Origin of the sequence: Actinopolyspora mzabensis, from assembly GCF_900101095.1 — a bacterium.
GTDB classification, from domain to species: Bacteria; Actinomycetota; Actinomycetes; order Mycobacteriales; family Pseudonocardiaceae; genus Actinopolyspora; species Actinopolyspora mzabensis.
In genome coordinates, this window is the sequence record NZ_FNFM01000014.1 from 61,474 (window position 1) to 83,076 (window position 21,603).

The window sequence follows — 21,603 nt, forward strand, 5'->3', positions numbered from 1 at the left end:
CAGGTATGAGTCCCGACCGGGTACTCCGACGGGCCGTTCAATGCCGCCAGTGTTGCCACCCGGTCCGTTCGGTGTGCTCGGCACCGTCCACGGTGACACCTCGACCCTGCCGGACCCGACCGATGGGACGCCACCCGGCGGGGAGATCGTCTTCACCGGGGAAGGTCGCCACCAACGCCTGGTCCTCACCACCGTTGAGTACCCAGTCGCCGGGATCGGCACCCAGTGCCGAGGCCACCTCCAGCAGCCGCTGCGGCACTTCGAGCTGGTCGGTGCGGATGTCCACCGAAACCCCGGAAGCATCCGCGACATGCGCCATGTCTGCGAGCAGCCCGTCCGAGATGTCGATCATCGAAGTCGCTCCGGCCATCGCCGCGGCGGGCCCGGCCTCGTAGGGCGGCTCGGGAACCCGGTGAGCACCGACCACCGACAGCGGTGAGCGGAATCCGCGAGCCAGCACCGCCAGCCCGGCCGCCGACCACCCCAGGCCGCCTGCCAGCGCCACGACATCGCCCTGTCGCGCACCCTCCCTGGTCACCGGTTTTCTGCCCCGCAGGTCTCCCAGCGCGGTCACCGAGACGGTCAGTTGGTTCGAGGTGACCATGTCACCGCCTATCAGGGCGGTGCCCGCGCGCCGCGCCTCTTCCCACATGCCCGCGGCCAGTTCGTCGACGAACTCAGCGGTTACCTCCCCGGAACACCCCAATCCCACCAGCAGGCCGGTCGGAACTGCCCCCATCGCCGCGATGTCGGAGAGGTTCACGGCCACTGCTTTGCGGCCCACGTGCCGGGGAGCGGACCAGTCCAGGCGGAAGTGCACGTCCTGCACCAGCACGTCGGTGGTGGCCACGACTCTGCCGTCCGGCGCGGTGAGCACGGCGGCATCGTCACCCGGCCCCAGGAGGGTGCTGCTCGGCTGGCTCCGGTGCTCGGTCACTCTCCGGATGAGACCGAACTCACCCACCTGTGAGACGGTCCGTGTGTCCGGTCTCTCCTCGGGAGTCAACTGGATCTTCCTTTCGTTGCGCGTCCACGCGACTGAATGCGGTAACTTGCCCGTTCGGGGACCGAGTTCGGTCGTCGGGACGGCACCGTCCCGCCCGGCCGCCCCGTTCCGGCGGGTGAGTCGGACGCGGCGCGGGACGGCTACCGGCCACGTCGCTCGGCCGCTGCTCGCGGGGTGCCCCGAGTCCCGGGCGCCGACTCGGCCGGGCCGGGACGCCTACCGCTCGACCAAGTCGTAAACAGCTTCCAGTTTCCACCTCGAACGCTTCCGACGAGACGAAGGGGCATACCCGTGGTCCAGGCATACATCCTCATCCAGACCGAGGTAGGCAAAGCCGCAGCGGTGGCGTCCGAGATATCCGGGAACACCGGGATCATCAGCGCCGAGGACGTGACGGGTCCGTACGACGTCATCGTGCGTGCCGAGGCCGAGAACGTGGACAAACTCGGCAAGATGGTGGTGGCCAACATTCAGAACGTGGAAGGAATAACCCGCACGCTGACGTGTCCGGTCGTGCATCTCTGAGCAGCCGCACCACCGGCAGGTGCCTGGCCGAACCCGCCCGGCTTCGCACCGGGTGGGAACGTCTGGGCTCGCTCGGGGTGGTGAGGTACCCGGCGCGACCTCCCGCGCCCTCGCACTCCCCTGCGAGGACGGCACCGGTCCGCACCGCCCGCACCGCTCGTGCTGTAGTGGGTGGCGTGCGGGAACAATTCGGATCCGGGCCACCCCGGGTCGTACTGATCATCGCGTTGTCGCTCGGGGTACTGCTGGCGGCGGGCGTTGCCACGCTGGGGGTCCTCAGCGGCGGGACCGGAGAGCACGCCCGACCCGATGCGGGAGCCGCCGCGGACACCACGGCCGATCGCAGCGGACCACTGGCGCTGCCCCCGGTGAAGGCTCCGGAAGCGAACTCGGCGGAGTGCACGACGGTGCTGGGCGCTCTGCCCGATGAACTGCGTGTCGACGGTTCCGCGGTGCCACGACGTGAACTGGCCGTCCCGAAACCGGCGGGCACGGTGGCCTGGGGCGACGCCGAACACGACCCGGTCAGTCTGCGGTGCGGCCTGACAGCCCCGGCCGAGCTGAAACCCACCTCCGAGCTGATGGTGATCTCCGGGGTGAGTTGGCTGCCGATCAGCAGCGGTGAAACCACCACCTGGCTGGCGGTCGATCGGCCGGTCTATGTCGCGGTCACCGGGTCGAACGACACCGGGATCGGCCCGGTCCAGGACGTGTCCCGGATCCTCGACCAGCACCTGCCCGAGCGGGAAGTGTTCGACTGAGTCCCACCCGCCGGACCGGTCAGCGCAACCCCGTGCCGCGGGCCACGGCGGTGTCCAGCAGTGTGCTCAACAGGCTCGAATAGTCGACACCCGCGTGCGCCCACATGCGCGGATACAGCGAGATCGGGGTGAATCCCGGCATGGTGTTCACCTCGTTGACCACCGGCCGGCCGTCCTCGGTCAGGAAGAAGTCGACCCGGGCCAACCCCTGGCAGTCCAGGGCGTGGAAAGCGCCGACCGCGGCCGCACGCAACCGTTCCGTCTCCTCGTCGGAAAGTTTGGCGGGCACGTCGAACTCGGTGTCGTCGTCGAGGTACTTCGAGTCGTAGTCGTACCAGCCAGAATCACTCTCGACGCGCAGTTCGGCGGGCGCCGAAGCGGTCACCTGCCCGTCCGGGAACTCCAGAACACCGCACTCGATCTCGCGTCCGGACAGCGCGGACTCGACGATCACCTTGGGGTCGACGCGACGTGCCGCGGCGACGGCGGCGTCGAGTTCGGCGGGATCGGTGACCTTGGTGATCCCCACCGAGGATCCGGCACGGGCCGGTTTGACGAACACGGGCAGGCCCAGCCTTCTCCTCCGAGATTCGTCCAATGTGGTCTCGTTGCGACGCAGCACCTCGTAGGTACCGACCTCCAGCCCCTCGGCCGCGAGGAGTTTCTTGGCGAACTCCTTGTCCATGGCTGCCGCGCTGGCGAGTACGCCCGGGCCGGCGTACGGAATACCGGCCATCTCGAGCAGACCCTGGATGGTGCCGTCCTCGCCGAAAGCACCGTGCAGCATCGGCAGCACCACATCAACCCCGGAGAGCACCTCTCCCACACTGCCCGACTCCAGCGAGACCAGTTCACGACTGCCGGGATCCACGGGCAGCGTCAACGCCCTGCCGTCGGTGATCTCCGGTTCGACCCGTTCCCTGAGCCGTAGCTGCTCCTCGTCGTCCGGCCCGAGCACCCAGGCTCCGGCACGGGTGATTCCCACGGGGACGACCTCGAAACGCCGCCGATCCAGCTGAGCCAGCACACTACCCGCGGAGAGGCAGGAAATACCGTGTTCGGTACTGCGTCCACCGAAAACAACCGCCACCCGGATCTTGCGTTCAGCCATACGCAGCACCATACCTCGCGTGCGGAGGTCACACCGCAAGCGGCGGATCAACCGCCGACGATCTCCGAGACCAGCATCGGCAAGGTCTCACGCAGCTCCCGTCCGCCGCACACGGCGTAGCCGAGAGCCAGCCCGTACCACTGCTGTTCGGCCTGATGATGCCTGCGCAGACCGTCGACGAACACGCCCCGCCGCCGCAGGGAGGCCATGATGCGACGTTCGGTGGCGCCGTCCGGCAGCGGAACCACGACGTGTGCCCCGGCACGATCACCGAACACTTCGACACCCGCCCGTTCGAAGGCCTCGACGACCAGCTCCCTGCGACCGGAGAGCTCGCGGCGCAGCCGCCGCAGGTGCCTGCCCAGATCCCCGTTCGCGGCGAACTCGGTGAGCAACCACTGCCCCGCCGGGGCGGGTCGCGTGCCGGTGCGTTCGCGGTACTCCAGCACTGCGGTGGTCACCCACTCGGGAGCCAACAGCCAGCCGACACCGAGCGTGGGAGTGAGGATCTTGCTGGTGGTACCCAACTGCACGACCACATCCGGCGCCAAGGCCGCCAGCACGGGCAGCGGAGCCACGTCGTAGCGCAACTCACCGTCGTAGTCGTCCTCGACGATCAGCCAGTTCGCCGTGCGTGCCCGTTCGATCAGCGCGGTTCGCCGCTGGGCGGGCATTCTGCCGCCGAGCGGGTACTGGTGGGCGGGTGAGCAGTAGACGGCGTCGACGTGCTCGGGAATCCGCTCGACCAGGAGACCGGAGTGGTCCACCGGGACGGGAAACACCTCGATGCCGCCTGCGCGCAGCGCACCCACCGCTCGCTGGTATCCGGGTTCCTCGATCGCCACGGACGCACCGGGCGGCAGCACGGCGGCGGCCAGTTCGGCGAGCGCGGCGGTGGTGCCGGCCGTTGCCAGTACCGAGTTCTCGGCAGGCCCCTCGACCACCAGGCCGCGGTGACGCAACAGGTGCTCCACGACGACCGCACGGTATTCCGGCACTCCGGCCCGATAGGGCATGGTGGACGGTGCCTTGTCCCCGGCCGCACGCCAGGCGCGCCGCCAAGCGGCACGGTCTATCCCCTGCGACCACGGCGCACCAGGGGACAGCACCACTCCCCGAGTCGTGTCCGCGTCGCTCTCGACGACCGTCCCGGCCCGCCTCACCCCGTCCACTCCCGGCGGCGCGGCGGTGACGTAGGTGCCGGAACCGTGCCTGCCCGCGATCCAGCCCTCGGCGTGGAGTTGTTCGTACGCGGCAGCCGTGACCGTACGGCTGACGTCGAGGTGTCGGGCGAGCGCACGGGTGGACGGCAGTCGGTCACCGCGTCGCAGCTGGCCCCTCGTCGCGGCGCCACGCAGCCCCTCGGCCAGCTGGACCGCCAGCGGCCGGGTGCTGGTGCGGTCCAGCTCGACTGCCAGTTCCAGCGGTGGCGCTCCGGGCGCGGAAGCCCTGGGTGGCATTTTCGAACACTCCCTGATTGGCCCTTCAATGATGCCACCACTCTGGAGAAGCTGCGGATACGACCCACAGGGCCACTCATCCGAGAAAGGTGCCGCGTTGCTGATCAGAGAACTCGACCAGGCGGAGACGGCCACGGCGTACCCGGTCCTCCGGGAATTACGCCCCCGGTTGAGCACGATGGCCGACTTCCTGGCCGCGGTGGACAGGCAGCGACAGCACGGGTATCGACTGATCGCGGCTCTCGACCCGGAACAGCGGGCGGTGGCGGCGGCGGGATTCCGGGCCGGTGAATGCCTTGCCTGGGGCAGTTACCTGTACATCGACGATCTGTGCACGCTGCCGCGATCCAGGGGAAACGGGTACGCGACCGAACTACTGCGCTGGATCGCACGCGAAGCCGAGGCCGCCGGGGTGGGCGAGATCCACCTCGATTCCGGGAACGGGCGTCACGCCGCGCACCGGTTGTACGCCAGCAGCGGGTTCACCACCCCTTCCACGCACTTCGTCCGGAAGCTGTCGACCGCGCAGGCGGGGTCCTGATCAGCCGGTCGGGTTGAGCGCCCTGCTCGGCCGGTACACGTGGATGCTGATCGCCGGGTCCGGGCCCTCGTTGTGCACCTGATGGGCGTAGTTGGGACCGAAGACCCGGGACTGGCCCGCGACGAGCGTGTGCAGCGCCTCGGCCTGATGGCGCCCGGAGTCGGACCGCACCGCGCGTTCGTGCAGCACACCGGCGAGCACGGTGAAGGCACCGTCGGCCCCTCCGTGATCGTGCAGCTCGGTGTGCTGGCCGGGCAACCAGCTCAGGATCCAGACCTCGTGGTCGTCGGTGCGCCGCAGCAGTTCGGACCAACGTCGTTCCCGGTCGTAGCGCACCAGGTGTGCCCAACCGCGGCGGTCGGTCGCGATCTCACGAGCTATCAACGCCGGATGAGCCCTGGTGCGTTCGGGCCCGTGGAGAACAGTATTCGGTGGAACGGCGAACACAGCGGAGAGTCCTTCGCGAGAGTACGGGAGAAGCGGAAAGCGCGGGAGCGGAGGATCAACGATCCGTGATCACGGGGAAACTCGACGCGAAGGACACAGCGCGCTCGCTACCAGGCGCAGCTCGACATGGCGGTACTGACCGGCCGGACGCCGGACCGCCGTCGGGTTCACCTTCGCAGCGCGCAAAAACACGACGAGAAGTGAACCAGGAACGGGGCGCTGCGGCAAGGAAATTCCCCGGAGTCCGCGATATCTCACACTGCCGTGCGATACCGGCTCACCTGGCGCTCACCTCGCTCCGGGAGTTCTCGCCGCGCGAACCGCGCGTTCCGGCGGCCTCCGCTCCACGGAAACCGGAGCGGAGCACTACTCCCGCCGCAGTGCCGCGAGGACGTCGGCCACGAGATCGGCGGGATCCTCACACCCTGCCGAGAACCGCACGAAACCCTCCGGCACGGGATCTCCCCACTGAGCACGCCGGTCCACGGTGCTGTGCACCCCACCGAAACTGGTCGCTCCGGAAACGAGGTGACTGCGCTCGACGAACCGCTGCACCGCCTCGGCGTCCCGCAGTTCGAAGCGCAGCACGCCGCCCCATCGGCGCATCTGCCGACTCGCCACCTCGTGCGCGGGATCGCTCGGCATGCCGGGCCAGCGAACTCCCGTGACGTCCTCGTGACCGGACAACGCCTCGGCGAGCGCCGCCGCGTTCTCGGCCTGCCGGGCGAGCCGCAGATCGAGCGTCGCCATGCTGCGATGCGCCAGCCAGGTCTCGAACGGTGCCGGAATCGCGCCGGAAAGGGTTCGTACTCGGGTGAGGCGTTGCGCGAGTTCCTCGTCACGCACACTGACGTGGCCGAGCAACAGGTCGCTGTGCCCGCACAGGGCCTTCGTGTCACTGGCCACCACCGCGTCGGCACCGAGTTCCAGCGGTCGCTGCCCCAGCGGCGTGGCGGTCGTGTTGTCCACGGCCAGCAGCGCGCCCGCGGCGTGAGCACGCTCGGCCAACGCCGCGATGTCGCAGACGTCGAGACCGGGATTGGAGGGAGTCTCCAGCAACACCAGACGGGCGTCGTCGAAAACGTCCTCCGGGAAGGGACCCGCGGTCGGAACCTCCCTGACCCGCAGGTGCAGCTCGGCGAGTTCGGTCCGCACGAACTCCCTGGTGGCGTAGTAGCCGTCGGTGGGCAGCACCAGCACGTCACCGGCGTGCAGCACGGCTCGCAGCAGAGTGCCGATGGCCGCCATCCCGGAGGGCAGCAGCAGGCACTTTCCGCCGTCGAGCTCCCCGACGGCGGTCTCCAGCGCCCGCCAGGTGGGGTTCCCGTCCCGACCGTAGAAATCGGCGTCGCCGAGACGATCGGAGCCACCGAGGTGGTACGGGGCCGCGAACACCGGTCCGGGCATGAACGGATCCCCGGTCGTCGGTTCGGTCTCTCCACCGTGTACGCAGCGCGTCCCGTCCCCGTACAACGGGCTCTCCCTCCTGTGCGGCATCTCGATCGCTATTCCGGTTTGCGGTCCCGTCCCAGCAACTCGGCCGCGGCGGGTACCGGGTCCAGCCCTTCGTGGCACACCCGGTGGACCACTTCGGCTATCGGCATCTCCACGCCGTTGGCGACCGCGAGCTCGCAAAGCGACCGGCAGGACTTGACGCCCTCCGCGACCTGCCCGTGTGCGGCACGCTGCGCCTCGGCGACGGAATCACCCTGCCCCAGGCGCTCCCCGAACGTGCGGTTGCGGGACAGCGGCGACACGCACGTGGCCACCAGATCGCCCATTCCGGCCAGCCCGGCGAAGGTCATGGGCTCGGCGCCCAGCGCCGTTCCCAACCGGGTCGTCTCGGCGATGCCCCTGGTGATGAGAGTGGACATGGTGTTGGAGCCGTACCCCAGCCCGGATGCCACCCCGCAGGCGAGCGCGATCACGTTCTTGCAGGCACCGGCCACCTCCACACCGACGATATCGGTGTTGGTGTAGGGCCGGAAGTATCCCGTCGAACAGGCACGCTGCAGCGCGACCGCGCGCTCGTGGTCCGGACAGGCGATCACCGTGGCGGTGGGCTGCTCGTCGGCTATCTCCTTGGCGAGATTGGGACCGGAAACCACGGCCACCCGGGCGGCGGACACATCGGCCACCTCGGCTATCACCTGGCTCATCCGCTTCAGGGTGCTCAACTCGACCCCTTTGGCCAGACTGACCAACGTGGCTCCCTCCGGGAGGAGGGTCTGCCACCCGGTCAGGTTCTCCCGCAGGGTCTGACTCGGCACCGCGAGTACCACCGCGTCGGCCCCGTGCAGCGCCTCCGCGGCCTCGTCGGTAGCGCGCAACCCGCCGGGAAGCGGGGTTCGCGGCAGGTACTCGGTGTTGACGCGGTGACGCTCGATCTCCTCGGCCACGTGGGTCCTGCGGGCCCACAACCGCACCTCGGTGCCCGCGTCGGCGAGCACCTTGGCGAACGCGGTGCCCCAGGACCCGGCCCCAAGCACGGCCACGCGCCGGAGCGCCGCACCACCCTCCGGTTCGGAAACGGCGGTCTCAGACATGGTCGTCGTTCCGCTCCACACGCCTCGAACCGGAGTAGAACGAGGCGGGCGCCGGTTCCTCCCTGATGTCGGCCAGCTGGTCGCGTACCCGACGCATGAGCAGCTCGGTGACCTCGCGCAACACCTTGGTGTCGACTTCTCCCGCGCGATACTCGGACAGGTCCTCGGGGGCGCCGAACCGCAGCGTGACCCGTTTGCGCGGGAAGGGGCGGAAACGTTTGTGATACCCGTCGAGGATTTCCCTGGTCCCCCATCTCGCCACCGGAATCACCGGGACGTCGTGTTCCAGGGCGAGCCTGGCCACCCCCACCTTGGGGGTCATGGGCCAGCCCTCCGGGTCCTTGGTGATGGTGCCGTCGGGATAGATCAGCACCACCTTGCCCTGTTCCAGGGCCCGGTGGGCGTCCCGGAGGCTCTGCTGGGCGCTCACACTGCCGCGATACACCGGGATCTGCTCCACTCCCCGCAACACACCGCGCAGCACCGGGTAGTTCCAGAGCGTGTGTTTGGCCAGGAAGCGGGGAAGCCTGCCCGCCCGGTGCACCGACACCGCGTCGTAGATCGGATCGAGGTGCGAGATGTGGTTGAGCACCAACAGCGCGCCACCCTGGGCGGGGACGTGCTCCAGCCCGATCAGTCTGGTCCGTGCCAGCAAGGTCTTGAGCGGATAGAACACGACGATGGCGATCGCCAACCAGATTCTGCCGACCACACCGTTTCCACGCTCTTTGGTGGCGCCGCGGGAACGTCGCAAACTCCTCGGCTCGGCCACGCCAACTCCTTCCGTTTGAGCGGCTGCCAACATACCCGTTGGGGTGGGCACCGCCGATTGACCGGTCGCGAGAGCTCTCCCCGCTGAGGCGCAGAATGGCGGGGTGACCGTGGGAGTCCAACTGCTCGTACCGATCAAACCACTGCACCTGGCAAAGACCCGGTTGCGTACCGCGCGAACCCTTCCCGAGGAGCACCCCGAGCTGGTTACCGCGCTCGCGATGGACACCGTCCTGGCAGCGGCAACGGCCGAACGGGTACGGGAAGTGCTGGTGGTCACCTCGGACGCGGTGCTGACGCGCCGGTTCCGCGAACTCGGGGTGGAGGTGCTGCCCGACTCCCCGCGGGCCGGGCTCAACGCGGCGCTGCGACACGGTGATCACCTCCTCGGCGCACGGGGCACGAAGGTCCGGGTCGGCGCCCTGCAGGCGGATCTTCCCGCGTTGCGCGGTACCGACCTGGACGGTGCCATCGCGGAGGCGGACTCGGAACGCTCCTACTGCGCGGATCGCCAGGGCAGCGGGACCACCCTGTTGCTCGCCGCCGGCGGCGACGCGCTACGCCCCGGCTTCGGCGCAGGCTCGGCAACGGCTCACCGCGAGAGCGGCGCGAAGGCACTCCTCGGATCGTGGGCCTCGCTGCGCTGCGACGTGGACACCGAAACCGACCTGCGTGCGGCGGAGGCCCTGGGGCTCGGAAGCCGCACCGGGGAACTGCTGCGACGAAACGATCCAAAACCAAACCGTACCGGAATCGGCTGCTCGGGCACGGTGTAGCACCACCGAAACCACTGAGTTCGGGCGACTCTTCACCCCGGCCTACTTGTGTAACCTCCGTCACCATCCGATCGGATGAGCGTAGCCCCCACCTCATGCGTGACAATAGTGGTGTGAGTACGGACGGCGACGATCGGCTTTCCGAATCGATGCGAGGGACCAGCGACGAGACGACTCCTCGGCAGGTCGCTCAACACGCGCCCGAAGCCATCACGCCCGAGGCCGGGACGGCGCCGGACGAAACGGTCACGCGCGGCGGCGAATCGGACGGCGCGCGCGTACCTGCGGCCCCTCCCGCGGTCACCAGAGCCGTGGCCAGTACGGACCTTCCGGAGAATCGGTACCTCAACCGCGAGTTGTCCTGGTTGGATTTCAACGCCCGGGTGCTGGCCGTGGCCGAGGACCGGTCCCAGCCGCCGCTGGAACGGGCGAAGTTCCTGGGCATATTCGCCTCGAACCTGGACGAGTTCTACATGGTGCGCGTGGCCGGGCTGAAACGGCGCGAGGAGACGGGGCTGTCGGTACGCAGCGCCGACGGCCTCTCGCCACACGAACAGCTGACCCGCATCTCGGCACGGAACCAGGACCTGGTGGAACGGCTCGACCGGGTCTTCCTCGACGAGCTGCTGCCGGAACTCGAGGCCAACGGCATCCGCATCCTGAGTTGGACGCGGCTCGAGGACCGGGACCGGGAGAACCTGACGCGCTACTTCGAGGACCACGTCTTCCCGGTACTGACTCCGCTCGCCGTCGATCCGGCGCACCCCTTCCCCTACATTTCCGGGCTGTCACTGAACCTCGCGGTGATGGTCACCGACACCGAGGCCGGGATCAAGCGGTTCGCCAGGGTCAAGGTGCCCGACAACGTGGCGCGACTGATCCGGGTGGAGGACGACCGGGACCAGTTGCAGAGCACGTTCATCCCGCTCGAAGAGCTCATAGCGGCGCACCTGGACAAACTTTTCCCCGGCATGGAGGTCACCGAACACCACATCTTCCGCGTGACGCGCAACGCGGACCTGGAGGTCGAGGAGGACCGCGACGAGGACCTGCTGCAGGCCATGGAACGCGAGCTGGCACGCAGACGGTTCGGTCCGCCCGTACGGCTGGAAATAGCCGACACGATGAGCCGGACAATGCTCGACCTGCTGCTGCGCGAGCTGGACGTGGACCCGCACGACGTCGTGGAGGTGCGTGGCCTGCTGGATCTCTCCTGCATGTTCCAGCTGGGCAAACTACAACGCCCGGACCTGAAAGGGGGGCCGATAGTCCCCGCCACTCATCCGGCCTTCGCGGAGGGCAACACGTCCAAGAGCATCTTCGCGACATTACGCGAGGGCGACGTGCTGTTACATCATCCCTACCACGCGTTCTCCACCTCGGTGCAGCGCTTCATAGAGCAGGCGGCCGTGGACCCGCAGGTACTCGCGATCAAGCAGACGTTGTACCGGACCTCGGGTGACTCACCGATAGTCAACTCGCTGATCGACGCGGCCGAGGCCGGCAAACAAGTGGTGGCACTGGTCGAGCTCAAGGCGCGGTTCGACGAGCAGGCGAACATCCAGTGGGCGCGTGCCCTGGAACGATCCGGGGTGCACGTGGTATACGGCCTGGTGGGGTTGAAAACCCACTGCAAGACGGCACTCGTGGTGCGCCAGGAGGGGGCGACGCTGCGGCGTTACTGCCACCTGGGAACCGGCAACTACAACCCAAAAACCGCTCGAACCTACGAGGATCTGGGACTGCTCACCGCCGATGACGACATCGGCGCGGATCTGACGGATCTGTTCAACGTACTCACCGGATACGCGCGGCACGACACTTATCGCAGGATTCTGGTCTCCCCCCAGGGCATCCGAACCGGGATAGTCGAACGAATCGAGGGCGAAATAGCGCTGGCGCGAACGGGAAAACCGGCGGGAATCCGGATGAAGATCAATTCGCTGGTCGACGAACAGATCATCGATGCTCTCTACCGTGCCTCGCTCGCCGGCGTTCCCGTTCGGATCGTGGTACGAGGTATTTGTGCCTTGCAGGCGGGAGTCGAGGGTCTGAGCGAAAACATCGAAGTCCGATCGATCCTCGGCAGGTTCCTGGAACATTCCAGGGTGTTTCATTTCCAGGGCGCGGACGAACACTGGATCGGAAGTGCCGACATGATGCACCGGAATCTGGACCGTCGGATCGAGGCGCAGGTGCAGGTCACCGATCCCAGGCTGACCTCGGAACTGGACTCGCTGTTGGACTCGGCACTTCACCCGCAGACACGTTGCTGGGTGCTCAACTCGAAGGGTGATTGGGAGGCATCACCGCGGCAGGACCAGCAGGTACGGGACCACCAGACGGAGATGCTGCGCCTGCACGGCGCTAAGGTTTGAGTCGAGATGTCCAACTCCGAACCCACTTCCGAGATCGATCCACCCGCGACGTCGAAATCCGCGACGGTGCACGGCGACACGGGGGGCCCGCTGCCCGCGGTAAGGGCTGCCGGGGCCGTGCTGTGGCGGCCGGGGCCGAGCGAGCCCCCGGAGATCGCCGTGGTGCACCGCCCCCGTTACGGGGACTGGTCGCTTCCCAAGGGCAAGCTGGACCCCGGTGAGACGATCCCGCAAGCAGCCGCGCGGGAGGTCACCGAGGAGACGGGACTGAACTGCGTGCTGTCCCGCCACCTGCGCAGGATCGATTACGAGGTCCCCTGGGGAAGGGACGGCCGGGCCGCCAAGTCCGTTGACTACTTCGCCGCGCGTGCGCTTCCCGGGGAGTTCGTCGCCAACGAGGAGGTCGACGAACTGCGCTGGGTGCCCGCGGCAAGAGCTCACGAGTGGTTGACCTACGCGGACGACCACGACGTGGTGGACTCGTTCATGAGCCTGCCCACCACGATGAGCACCGTACTGCTGGTACGGCACGCCGAGGCGGGCGAGCGCACGGAATTCCACGGTGACGACAACCTGCGACCGCTCAGCGAAGCAGGGTGGCTACAACGGAATCAGCTGCACGGCCTGCTCTCGCTGTTCGGCCCCGAACGTGTCCACTCCGCGCCGAGACTGCGCTGTGAGCAGACGGTGGATTCCGTCGCCGAGAGTCTGCGGACGAACGTCGAATCCGAACCCGCGCTTTCCGAGGAGGCGTATCGAGCCGACCCGGAGGCCGGGAGGCGACGACTGCTGCGCATCGCCGCCGAGCCGGGGACCGCGGTGGTGTGCAGCCAGGGCGGTGTCATTCCGGATCTGGTGGGCTCCCTGGCCCGCTCGGACGGGCTGTCACTCGGTGAGCTCAACAGCCGTAAAGCCAGTGTCTGGGTTCTCTCCTTCCTCACCACGCCGCATTTAGGTGACGGTTCACATCCGGCACCGCTGTTGGCAGCCGCCGACTACTTCCCCGGTCCGTCGCCGGAAAGCACGTGAAAGGAACTGCCACCGGCGTCACTTCTTGCTGCTACGGCCGGAAGTGGACTTCTTGGTCGAGGTCGTGGAGGTCTTGGCCTGCTGTGTCCTCCCGGTGCCGGACCTGGAGCTCGTCGTCCTGCCGGTACCCGTCGACTTCGTAGCACCCGACTTGGCGGTACCGGTGGACTTCGCCGCGCCGCTCCCGGCCGAGGACTTGGTGGTGCTCGCTTTCGCGGTGCTCGACTTGGCCGCCGTCCCACTCTTGGCCGCCGTCCCGCTCTTGCTGGTGCTGGTCTTGCTGGTGCCGCTCTTGGCGGTGCTGGCCTTGGCCGTACTCGCTCTGGTAGCGGTGGCAGCGCTTGTCCGACTCGTCGACGTCTTCGACCGGGTTCCGCCCGTGGCACCACTCTTGCTCGTCGCCGAACGAGCGCTGGTGGACTTGGAGCTCGTCGTCCTGCCGGTACCCGTCGACTTCGTAGCACCCGACTTGGCGGCACCGGTGGACTTCGCGGTGCTCGACTTGGCTGCCGTCCCGCTCTTGCTGGTGCCGGTCTTGCTGGTGCCGGTCTTGGCAGCCCCCGTCCTCGCCGTGGAGCTACGGCTGCTCGTCCCGCTCGTGGTGGCAGCGGTGGTACGGGATCCCGTCCTACCCGCACGGCTCGTGGTGGTTCCGGTAGGGGTGGAACCGGAGGAACTCTTGGTGCTCGTAGCGGTGCTGCGACTCGCCGTACCGGTCTTGGCCGTCGCCGCACGGGGAAGTTTTCGTTGGCCGCCCACCACTTCCTTGAACTGTGTACCGGCCCGAAAAGCGGGCACGTTGGTCTTGCGGACCCGCACCGCCTCACCGGTACGTGGATTGCGGGCGGTGCGGGCGGCACGAGCTCGTTTCTCGAAAACGCCGAAGCCCGTGATATTCACCTTCTCGCCTTTGTTGACGTTGCGGACGATGAGATCCACGACGTTGTCCACTGCCTGACTCGCGGTTTGTTTGTCACCGAGGCGTTCGGCCAATGCCTCGATTAGTTGCGCCTTGTTCACGTCAGTCCCTCCCAGGACAACTACGGCCCGTCCGGGCCGACTCAGGAGCCACGGTAAATCTCCGCGGGAGTGGATGCCATTCGCCACGCCCGCTTTTCGCGTGGTGGCGCGCCATTGACGGCCCGAGAAAACCGATATGGCCCCAGCGGCGCTTTGTCGCCCGGTGTTTTCCGTGAGGCGCGAGCGACGGAACCAACAGCCCGCTCTCGGTTGCGATGAACCGACATCGGGCGTGCACCCGGACCGCGTAGCGGCAAGTCCTGGGAGAAGCACGACGCGGGAGGAAGACGAGGCGGGGGAACACGACGTGGGGAATCAGCGGGTGCGCGGCACGCGGGAGTAGTCGTTCCGGAGCCGGGAAGAGCCGAAGTACCGGGAAACCACGGGCCGTCGACCGGGTGGGACTCGAGCACGCACTCGTGGAGTCGGTTTCCCGGTACGGGCCGGGTGGGATGCGCCGGATCGGCGCTCGCGAGCCGCGCGGGGCACGTCGAGCACCACTGCCGGATGTGCCTCGTTGCCTCGCGGTGCGTCAGAACCGCGCGGACGCGTCCTCGGACGGGTCCGCCTGTCGCCCGGAGTCGAGCCGCCGAATCGCGGCGGAACTCCGGCGGACGCCTCCTCGAGGTTTTCCGGCCTGGTTGGCAGGGTTGCTCACTCGGCGGAACCTCCCGCCGGCTGCGGGGCCCGACATGGGGTAGCGGCCTACCCAACGTCGGGCCCTCCCTGCGGGAGCGCGACGCGGGAGCACCCGCGAGGGGTCGCCCTGCCGAGGAGCTCTCCGACGTTTCCGGCGCGGCAACCGGCCCACGCCGCTCGGCGAACCGACCGGAAAACCCCGATCAACCGGTGGAGGCGGCCTGCGTGGTGGGCAGGAAACTCGGTCTGGTTCGCTCGAAGGCGTCGATGTTGTCCTCCGAGCGCATCGTCAGGCCGATGTCGTCGAAGCCCTCCAACAGCCGCCAGCGGGTGTACTCGTCCACCTCGAAACCGATGGTGAGGTCCTTGGCGCTCACGGTGCGCGCCTCGAGGTCCACCGTGACCTCGGTTCCGGGCTCGGACTCGAGCAGCTTCCAGAGCAGTTCCACATCGGACTGCTCGCAGCGAGCGGCGAGCAGTCCCTGCTTACCCGCGTTGCCTCGGAAGATGTCCGCGAACCGGGAGGATATGACGACCCGGAAACCGTAGTCCTTCAGCGCCCAGACCGCGTGTTCCCTGGAGGAACCGGTCCCGAAATCGGGGCCGGCCACCAGCACGCTGCCCCGGCTGAACGGTTCGACGTTGAGGATGAAGTCCTCGTCGGCGCGCCAGGCCGCGAACAGGGCGTCCTCGAAACCCGTTCGCGCCACACGCTTGAGGTAGACGGCGGGAATGATCTGGTCGGTGTCTACGTTGGACCGCCGAAGTGGCACCCCGATACCGGTGTGCGTGGTGAACGGCTCCATGAGGTACTCCGTATCTCGGGTTGATGGGTGGCTGCCCGGCGGGTCCGGACTCCGCGAACCTGTCGGGACCAGCGCACCGGTGTCACGACGTGGCTCGGTTACAGGTCCTCGGGCGAGGAGAGCGTGCCGCGTACCGCCGTCGCCGCCGCGACGACGGGTGAGACGAGATGGGTCCGCCCGCCCTTGCCCTGCCTGCCTTCGAAGTTGCGGTTCGAGGTCGAGGCCGAGCGTTCCCCGGGGGTGAGCTGATCGGGGTTCATCCCCAGGCACATCGAGCACCCCGCCTGGCGCCATTCGGCACCCGCCGCCTCGAACACCTCGTGCAGCCCCTCGTCCTCGGCCTGCTTGCGCACTCGCATGGATCCCGGAACGACCAGCATCCGGACGTCCTCTGCGACCCTGCGGTCGCGCAGTATCCCCGCCGCGCTGCGCAGATCCTCGATCCGACCGTTGGTGCAGGAGCCGAGGAACACGGTGTCCACCGCGACGTCTCGGAGGGGAGTACCGGCGCGCAGCCCCATGTACTCCAGCGCGTTCTCGGTGGCGGCCCTGCTCTCCTCATCGGCGATCGACTCCGGATCGGGCACCCGCTCCCCGAGCGGCAGTCCCTGGCCGGGATTGGTTCCCCAGGTCACGAACGGCGTGAGTGAGTTCGCGTCGATCGTCACCTCGGCGTCGTAGACCGCGTCGGAGTCCGTGCGCAACGATTTCCAGTGCTCCACGGCTGCGTCCCAGTCCGCTCCGGCGGGCGCGTGCGAACGTCCCTTGAGGTACTCGAAGGTGGTCTCGTCGGGGGCGATCATGCCGGCCCTGGCCCCGGCTTCGATGGACATGTTGCACATGGTCATACGTGCTTCCATCGTCATGGACTCCACGGCCGAGCCGCGGTACTCCAGCACGTAGCCCTGGCCACCACCGGTCCCGATCTTGGAGATCACGGCGAGGATGACGTCCTTGCTCGTGACTCCCGGACGCAGCGTCCCCTCGATGTTGACGGCCATGGTGCGGAAGGGCCGCAACGGCAGGGTCTGCGTGGCCAGTACGTGCTCGACCTCGGAGGTACCGATACCGAATGCGAGCGCGCCGAAGGCGCCGTGGGTCGAGGTGTGGCTGTCCCCGCACACCACGGTGGTTCCGGGCTGGGTCAGGCCGAGCTGCGGCCCGACCACGTGGACGATCCCCTGCTCGGCGTCACCCATCGGATGGAGCCGTACCCCGAAGTCGGCGCAGTTCTTGCGCAACGTCTCGACCTGCGTGCGCGACACCGGATCGGCGATCGGCAACTCAACGCCCTCGGTGGGCACGTTGTGGTCCTCGGTCGCCAGCGTCAGATCCGGACGGCGTACGGCGCGGCCGGCCAGCCGCAGACCCTCGAAGGCCTGCGGGCTGGTCACCTCATGCACGAGATGGAGGTCGATGTAGAGCAGATCCGGCTCGTCGCCCTCACCACGACGTACCAGATGCTCGTTCCAAACCTTCTCGGCGAGCGTGCTACCCATCGCTCCTCCCCATCGAAGCCGTGGGATCCGAGTGGTACGGCTCCCACGTTGTGGACTTCCCAGATAACGAGACGTTAGTATCGCCCCGTGGGAGAGCATAGCGGTATCGGAGTTCTGGACAAAGCGGTGGCCGTACTGCAGGCCGCCGCAGAGGATCCGTGCGGGCTGGCGGAGCTGTGCGAGCGTACGGGATTGCCCAGGGCAACGGCGCACAGACTCGCGGTCGGTTTGGAAACGCACCGGATGCTGCGACGCGGCTCGGACGGACGCTGGCGTTCCGGTCCGGCGCTGGGAGAGCTGGCGGGCGGCGCGGTGGATCCCCTGCTGGAGGCGGCGGCCGCGGTATTGCCCAAACTTCGCGACATCACCGGCGAGAGCGTGCAGCTCTATCGCCGTGACGGGATGCAACGTACCTGCGTGGCCACCGCGGAACCGCCGAGCGGCCTGCGTGACACGGTTCCGGTCAACACGGCGCTGCCGATGACGGCCGGATCCGGCGCCAAAGTGCTGGCCGCTTGGTCCGACCCCGCCACCCAGCGAGCCGTGCTGGCGGAGGCGGTCTTCGGCGAACGCACCCTGATGGAGGTGCGCCGCCGGGGATGGGCGCAGAGCGTCGCCGAGCGGGAGTCCGGAGTGGCCAGCGTCTCGGCACCGGTGCGGGACTCGGCGGGCACCGTGGTGGCCGCCATCTCGGTATCCGGACCGATCGACCGGATGGGGCGCCGCCCGGGAAGTCGGTGGGCCGCCGATCTGCTCGCGGCTGCCGACGGGCTGCAGAACAGGCTCTGAACCGGGGCGAGTACGCAGGTGCCGAGTGGGCGACGGCGGTACGGTCCCGACGAACTCGGGAAACCGTGCCGCCCGACGTCCCGCGGCGCATGGCCCGAGGGGATTCGGCATCCAACGGCTCTGGCACGCCCACGGGGATATGAATAAAGCCGGTGTGCTCGCACACCGGCTTCGTAGCTCTCGGGTAGTCCCGATGGGATTCGAACCCACGTTACCGCCTTGAGAGGGCGGCGTCCTAGACCACTAGACGACGGGACCGTGTAAGCTATCGAACGCTTTCGAGCGGACCATAACCCACGAAGGTGCCGATTGATAACCCGATGAGAACCGAAACACGGTCTCCAAGGAGGCAGATGACGCTGTTTGCACCAGCATCGGCCACAACCGGGAAGCACCGGAAAGCGGAAACCCTCCGGTTATCGTAGTCCCGATGGGATTCGAACCCACGTTACCGCCTTGAGAGGGCGGCGTCCTAGGCCACTAGACGACGGGACCGCACGAGAAGCATCGTACGCTTCTTCAGCTGGGGTACCAGGATTCGAACCTAGACTAACTGAACCAGAATCAGTCGTGCTGCCGATTACACCATACCCCATCGGCACCGATGAACATCGTACCACTCGGCGGTTTTCTCTTTTCCGCTTCGATATCCTCTGTTCATCGCGTTGATGAATATACTAGACCATGCCCGTGAACGGCTTCGCACCACCCCCCTCCCAGGGGCGATTCGGCTGGTGAGCGGGCCTCCCGGTGGTGATTTTCGGGCCGCTGCCCCGAATCCGCCCGAGCGGGGGCCCGAACAGTGGCCGGAAACCTCTCTCCCCGGTTCGCGGGGACTCCCCGAAGTCCCCGCGCGAGGCGGGCGGGCCCCGGCGGGGCACCAGGTGGGATTCCGCCCGAGAACCGGCCCGCCCGAGCGAACGGACCCACTTACGACGGGCCTGCCCCACCCCGAACGGACAGCATCGGTCAGGCCGAGCCGGCCATGCTGACTTGGCGGGCGGGCAACCCGTCATCCGCGCCACCGAAGGGAAGATCGCACACCAGAACTTCGGGTAACTCGTACAGACTCGTGATCACCGACACCCCGTCGACGGGAGCAGCCGAACTCGTCGAACCGCCGCTCTCCCGGTCCAGCCAGATGCCGTGCATACCCGCGCAGGCGGCCCCGTTGGCGTCGATCTCCAGGTTGTTGCCGACATGAGCCACTTCCGCGGCTGAAAGCCCCAGAGCGTCGCAGGCAGCCGCGAAGATTCCGGAGGAGGGTTTGGCCACACCGCACTCGCCCGATATCACCGTCACGTCGAAAGTGGCGGCCAACCCGGTGACGGCGAGTTTGTGCCGCTGATACCCACCGGGGGCGTTGGTTATGGCCGCGACGCGCAGTCCACTGGCACGCAGCCATTCCAGACAGCCGGTGACGTCCTCGAAGAGTTCCCAGGAGTCGCGCAGCGCCACCATTCGCCGCTGCTCCCTGGCCAGCACCTCGTCCTCACTCAACCGTTCGCCGAAGGCGGCGAAGAAATCACGGGTGCGGCTGCGACACATCGTCTCGAAATCGATCTCACCCGCCATCATGCGCGCGTTGTACTCGTCGGTTATCCGTCGCCACACCGGCCATGCCGCATCGTTGCCGGTCAATGACGCGAAAGCCCGTCGAGCCGACCCCCGACTGTCCAACAGCGTGTCGTCGATGTCCAGGCAGACCGCTCTGATACCACGAGAGCGTTCCGAGGCGGATACTTCAAGTGCGGATTTCACTCCGTGAGGCTAAGACTCCACCCGGAGTGGCCGACTCCTCCAACATGGTGATACTTACGTCACTGACACGATTTAGCTCGCCGCGTGCAACAGCACGTGAACACACGTGCCGTGCCGGTCCGCCCGACTTCCGTCGCGGCGACCGGCACGGTGGCGGTGCTCACTCCTCGGGTGCGTTCCGCATTGCCGCACGCAACCGGTCGAGGCAGGACTGCCTGCCGAGCAGTTCCATCGACTCGAACAACGGCGGCGAGACCGTACGACCGGTGATCGCCACACGTACCGGTGTGAACGCCTTGCGGGGCTTGATGCCCAACCCCTCGACGATCGCCTGCTTCAGGGCGTTCTCGATGTCGGCGGCGCGCCACTCGGGCAACGGTTCGAGGACTTCGAGGGCTGCCGAAAGCACCGGCCGCGCGTCACTGCCCAGCGCCTTGGCCGCGGCTGCCGGTTCCGGTTCGAACTCCTCGCCCGCGAACAGGAAGCCCATCATCCCGACCGCGTCCGACAGCACGGTCAATCGCTCCTGCACCAGTGGAGCGGCCGCTCGCACCGTCTCCAGCTGCCGTTCGTTCGGACCCGCGGGCAGCACGCCACCGGCGACCAGGTAGGGCACGACCCTGTCGATGAAATCGCCGAGTTCCAACGCACGCAGATGTGCGGCGTTGATGGCATCGGCCTTCTTCTGGTCGAACCGCGCCGGGTTGGCACTGACCCGGCGGATGTCGAACGCGCTGACCATCTCTTCGAGGTCGAACACGTCGCGGTCGTCGGAGATGGACCAACCGAGCAGCGCCAGATAGTTGAGCAGTCCCTCGGGGAGGAAGCCACGCTCGCGATGGTGGAAGACATCGGACTGCGGGTCACGTTTGGAGAGCTTCTTGTTTCCCTCCCCCATCACGAACGGCAGGTGACCGAACTCGGGCGTGAAGTCCGTCGTGCCGATCCGCTGCAACGCCTCGTAGAGCGCGATCTGGCGCGGCGTGGAGGACAGCAGGTCCTCGCCACGCAGCACGTGAGTGATCCCCATCAGGGCGTCGTCGACGGGATTCGTCAGCGGGTACAGCGCGTCACCGTTGCCGCGCACCAGCACGGGGTCGGGCACGCTGCCCGCGGGGAAGGTGACTTCGCCACGAATCAGGTCGGTGAACCCGATGTCGCGGTCCGGCATCCGCAACCGCAGGACCGGACTGCGCCCCTCGGCCCGCAGTTCCGACTTGCGCTGCTCGGTCAACTCGCGGTCGGCGTTGTCGTAGCCCAGCTTGGGGTCGCGACCCGCATCCCGGTGGCGCTGTTCGACTTCCTGGGGCGTGGAGAACGACTCGTAGAGTTCCCCCGCCTCCAGCAGTGCGGCGGCCACGTCCGCGTAGATCTCACGCCGTTGGCTCTGCCGGTAGGGACCGTACTCACCTCCCACGTCCGGCCCCTCGTCCCAGTCGAGGCGCAGCCAGCGAAGAGCCTCCAGCAGTGCTTGGTAGGACTCCTCGCTGTCCCTGCTCGCGTCGGTGTCCTCGATGCGGAACAGCAACGATCCGTTGTTGTGCCGGGCGAACGCCCAGTTGAACAGTGCGGTGCGGATCAGTCCGACGTGTGGCGTGCCGGTGGGCGAGGGGCAGAACCTGGCTCGTACCGGACGGTCGGACTCGGCGGTGGTGACATCTGACGTGCTCATGACTGATTCAGCTTATCCCGCTTGCCGCCCCTCTTGACCGGCGCGTCCCTTCGGCGCATGCTGGCG

General features: G+C 67.7%; 19 protein-coding genes and 3 tRNA genes. 7 read left to right on the top strand and 15 right to left on the bottom strand.

Annotated features, from left to right (window positions below; all coding sequences use genetic code 11):
* Positions 1 to 37: 37 nt before the first annotated feature.
* A complete protein-coding gene (locus BLR41_RS21105; RefSeq protein ID WP_092632138.1) occupies positions 38 to 1,006 on the bottom strand; it encodes a thiamine-phosphate kinase in 969 nt (322 codons plus the stop codon).
* Positions 1,007 to 1,297: 291 nt separating this feature from the next.
* On the opposite strand from BLR41_RS21105, the gene BLR41_RS21110 reads away from it, so the two are divergent.
* Together BLR41_RS21110 and BLR41_RS21115 are read left to right on the top strand one after the other, a co-directional pair.
* Positions 1,298 to 1,531: an Lrp/AsnC ligand binding domain-containing protein gene (locus BLR41_RS21110; RefSeq protein ID WP_043572263.1), complete on the top strand. Its 234-nt coding sequence runs from the start codon at positions 1,298 to 1,300 to the stop codon at positions 1,529 to 1,531.
* 176 nt (positions 1,532 to 1,707) lie between these two features.
* Entirely contained in the window at positions 1,708 to 2,292 is a 585-nt protein-coding gene (locus tag BLR41_RS21115) for a DUF3515 domain-containing protein (protein ID WP_245694676.1), read from the top strand.
* 19 nt (positions 2,293 to 2,311) lie between these two features.
* Here the strand turns inward: BLR41_RS21115 and BLR41_RS21120 are convergent, their stop codons facing one another.
* Positions 2,312 to 3,403 carry a D-alanine--D-alanine ligase family protein gene (locus tag BLR41_RS21120; protein WP_092632296.1) on the bottom strand — a complete coding sequence of 364 codons (1,092 nt, stop codon included), beginning with the start codon at positions 3,401 to 3,403 and terminating at the stop codon, positions 2,312 to 2,314.
* A 47-nt stretch (positions 3,404 to 3,450) separates the two neighbouring features.
* Positions 3,451 to 4,863 (bottom strand): MocR-like pyridoxine biosynthesis transcription factor PdxR, encoded by a 1,413-nt coding sequence (gene pdxR / locus BLR41_RS21125; protein WP_092632141.1) that lies wholly within the window; start codon positions 4,861 to 4,863, stop codon positions 3,451 to 3,453.
* 97 nt (positions 4,864 to 4,960) lie between these two features.
* Here pdxR and BLR41_RS21130 point away from each other — a divergent pair, with 97 nt between their 5' ends.
* Positions 4,961 to 5,404, top strand: a complete 444-nt coding sequence (locus BLR41_RS21130; RefSeq protein ID WP_092632144.1) for a GNAT family N-acetyltransferase — start codon at positions 4,961 to 4,963, stop codon at positions 5,402 to 5,404.
* Here the strand turns inward: BLR41_RS21130 and BLR41_RS21135 are convergent, their stop codons facing one another.
* The 4 genes from BLR41_RS21135 to BLR41_RS21150 all read right to left on the bottom strand — a co-directional run bounded on the left by BLR41_RS21135 (position 5,405) and on the right by BLR41_RS21150 (position 9,169).
* The gene (locus BLR41_RS21135) at positions 5,405 to 5,851 is read right to left on the bottom strand and encodes a cysteine dioxygenase (RefSeq protein WP_092632147.1); all 447 of its coding nucleotides are present in this window, start codon (positions 5,849 to 5,851) and stop codon (positions 5,405 to 5,407) included.
* Between the two features lie 366 nt (positions 5,852 to 6,217).
* Positions 6,218 to 7,348 (bottom strand): cystathionine gamma-lyase, encoded by a 1,131-nt coding sequence (locus BLR41_RS21140; RefSeq protein WP_092632150.1) that lies wholly within the window; start codon positions 7,346 to 7,348, stop codon positions 6,218 to 6,220.
* An 8-nt stretch (positions 7,349 to 7,356) separates the two neighbouring features.
* Entirely contained in the window at positions 7,357 to 8,397 is a 1,041-nt protein-coding gene (locus tag BLR41_RS21145) for an NAD(P)H-dependent glycerol-3-phosphate dehydrogenase (protein ID WP_092632153.1), read from the bottom strand.
* Entirely contained in the window at positions 8,390 to 9,169 is a 780-nt protein-coding gene (locus BLR41_RS21150; protein WP_092632156.1) for a lysophospholipid acyltransferase family protein, read from the bottom strand. The genes BLR41_RS21145 and BLR41_RS21150 overlap by 8 nt, the downstream gene beginning before the upstream one ends.
* A gap of 103 nt (positions 9,170 to 9,272) precedes the next feature.
* Here BLR41_RS21150 and cofC point away from each other — a divergent pair, with 103 nt between their 5' ends.
* The 3 genes from cofC (at position 9,273) to BLR41_RS21165 (ending at position 13,351) form a co-directional block, all read left to right on the top strand.
* Positions 9,273 to 9,944, top strand: a complete 672-nt coding sequence (cofC, locus tag BLR41_RS21155) for a 2-phospho-L-lactate guanylyltransferase (RefSeq protein WP_092632158.1) — start codon at positions 9,273 to 9,275, stop codon at positions 9,942 to 9,944.
* Positions 9,945 to 10,039: 95 nt separating this feature from the next.
* A complete protein-coding gene (locus tag BLR41_RS21160; RefSeq protein ID WP_425426939.1) occupies positions 10,040 to 12,322 on the top strand; it encodes an RNA degradosome polyphosphate kinase in 2,283 nt (760 codons plus the stop codon).
* 6 nt (positions 12,323 to 12,328) lie between these two features.
* A complete protein-coding gene (locus tag BLR41_RS21165) occupies positions 12,329 to 13,351 on the top strand; it encodes an NUDIX hydrolase (protein WP_092632163.1) in 1,023 nt (340 codons plus the stop codon).
* A gap of 18 nt (positions 13,352 to 13,369) precedes the next feature.
* On the opposite strand, the gene BLR41_RS23750 is transcribed toward BLR41_RS21165, so the two are convergent.
* The 3 genes from BLR41_RS23750 to leuC form a co-directional block, all read right to left on the bottom strand.
* On the bottom strand, positions 13,370 to 14,371 hold the full coding sequence (locus tag BLR41_RS23750) for an HU family DNA-binding protein (RefSeq protein WP_092632166.1): 1,002 nt from the start codon (positions 14,369 to 14,371) through the stop codon (positions 13,370 to 13,372).
* Between the two features lie 842 nt (positions 14,372 to 15,213).
* Complete coding sequence (leuD, locus tag BLR41_RS21175) at positions 15,214 to 15,816, bottom strand: 3-isopropylmalate dehydratase small subunit (RefSeq protein WP_092632169.1); 603 nt, start codon at positions 15,814 to 15,816, stop codon at positions 15,214 to 15,216.
* Positions 15,817 to 15,914: 98 nt separating this feature from the next.
* Positions 15,915 to 17,315: a 3-isopropylmalate dehydratase large subunit gene (gene leuC, locus BLR41_RS21180; RefSeq protein ID WP_092632172.1), complete on the bottom strand. Its 1,401-nt coding sequence runs from the start codon at positions 17,313 to 17,315 to the stop codon at positions 15,915 to 15,917.
* 87 nt (positions 17,316 to 17,402) lie between these two features.
* On the opposite strand from leuC, the gene BLR41_RS21185 reads away from it, so the two are divergent.
* Entirely contained in the window at positions 17,403 to 18,104 is a 702-nt protein-coding gene (locus BLR41_RS21185; protein WP_165400580.1) for an IclR family transcriptional regulator, read from the top strand.
* A 185-nt stretch (positions 18,105 to 18,289) separates the two neighbouring features.
* Here BLR41_RS21185 and BLR41_RS21190 read toward each other — a convergent pair.
* From BLR41_RS21190 to gltX, 5 genes are all read right to left on the bottom strand, one after another.
* Positions 18,290 to 18,362: transfer RNA gene (locus BLR41_RS21190), tRNA-Glu, on the bottom strand.
* Between the two features lie 164 nt (positions 18,363 to 18,526).
* A tRNA-Glu gene (locus tag BLR41_RS21195) sits at positions 18,527 to 18,599 on the bottom strand.
* Between the two features lie 28 nt (positions 18,600 to 18,627).
* Positions 18,628 to 18,699 (bottom strand) — tRNA-Gln (locus tag BLR41_RS21200).
* A gap of 374 nt (positions 18,700 to 19,073) precedes the next feature.
* Complete coding sequence (locus tag BLR41_RS21205) at positions 19,074 to 19,865, bottom strand: HAD family hydrolase (RefSeq protein WP_143013152.1); 792 nt, start codon at positions 19,863 to 19,865, stop codon at positions 19,074 to 19,076.
* 160 nt (positions 19,866 to 20,025) lie between these two features.
* A complete protein-coding gene (gene gltX, locus BLR41_RS21210) occupies positions 20,026 to 21,537 on the bottom strand; it encodes a glutamate--tRNA ligase (RefSeq protein ID WP_092632178.1) in 1,512 nt (503 codons plus the stop codon).
* Positions 21,538 to 21,603: the final 66 nt, after the last annotated feature.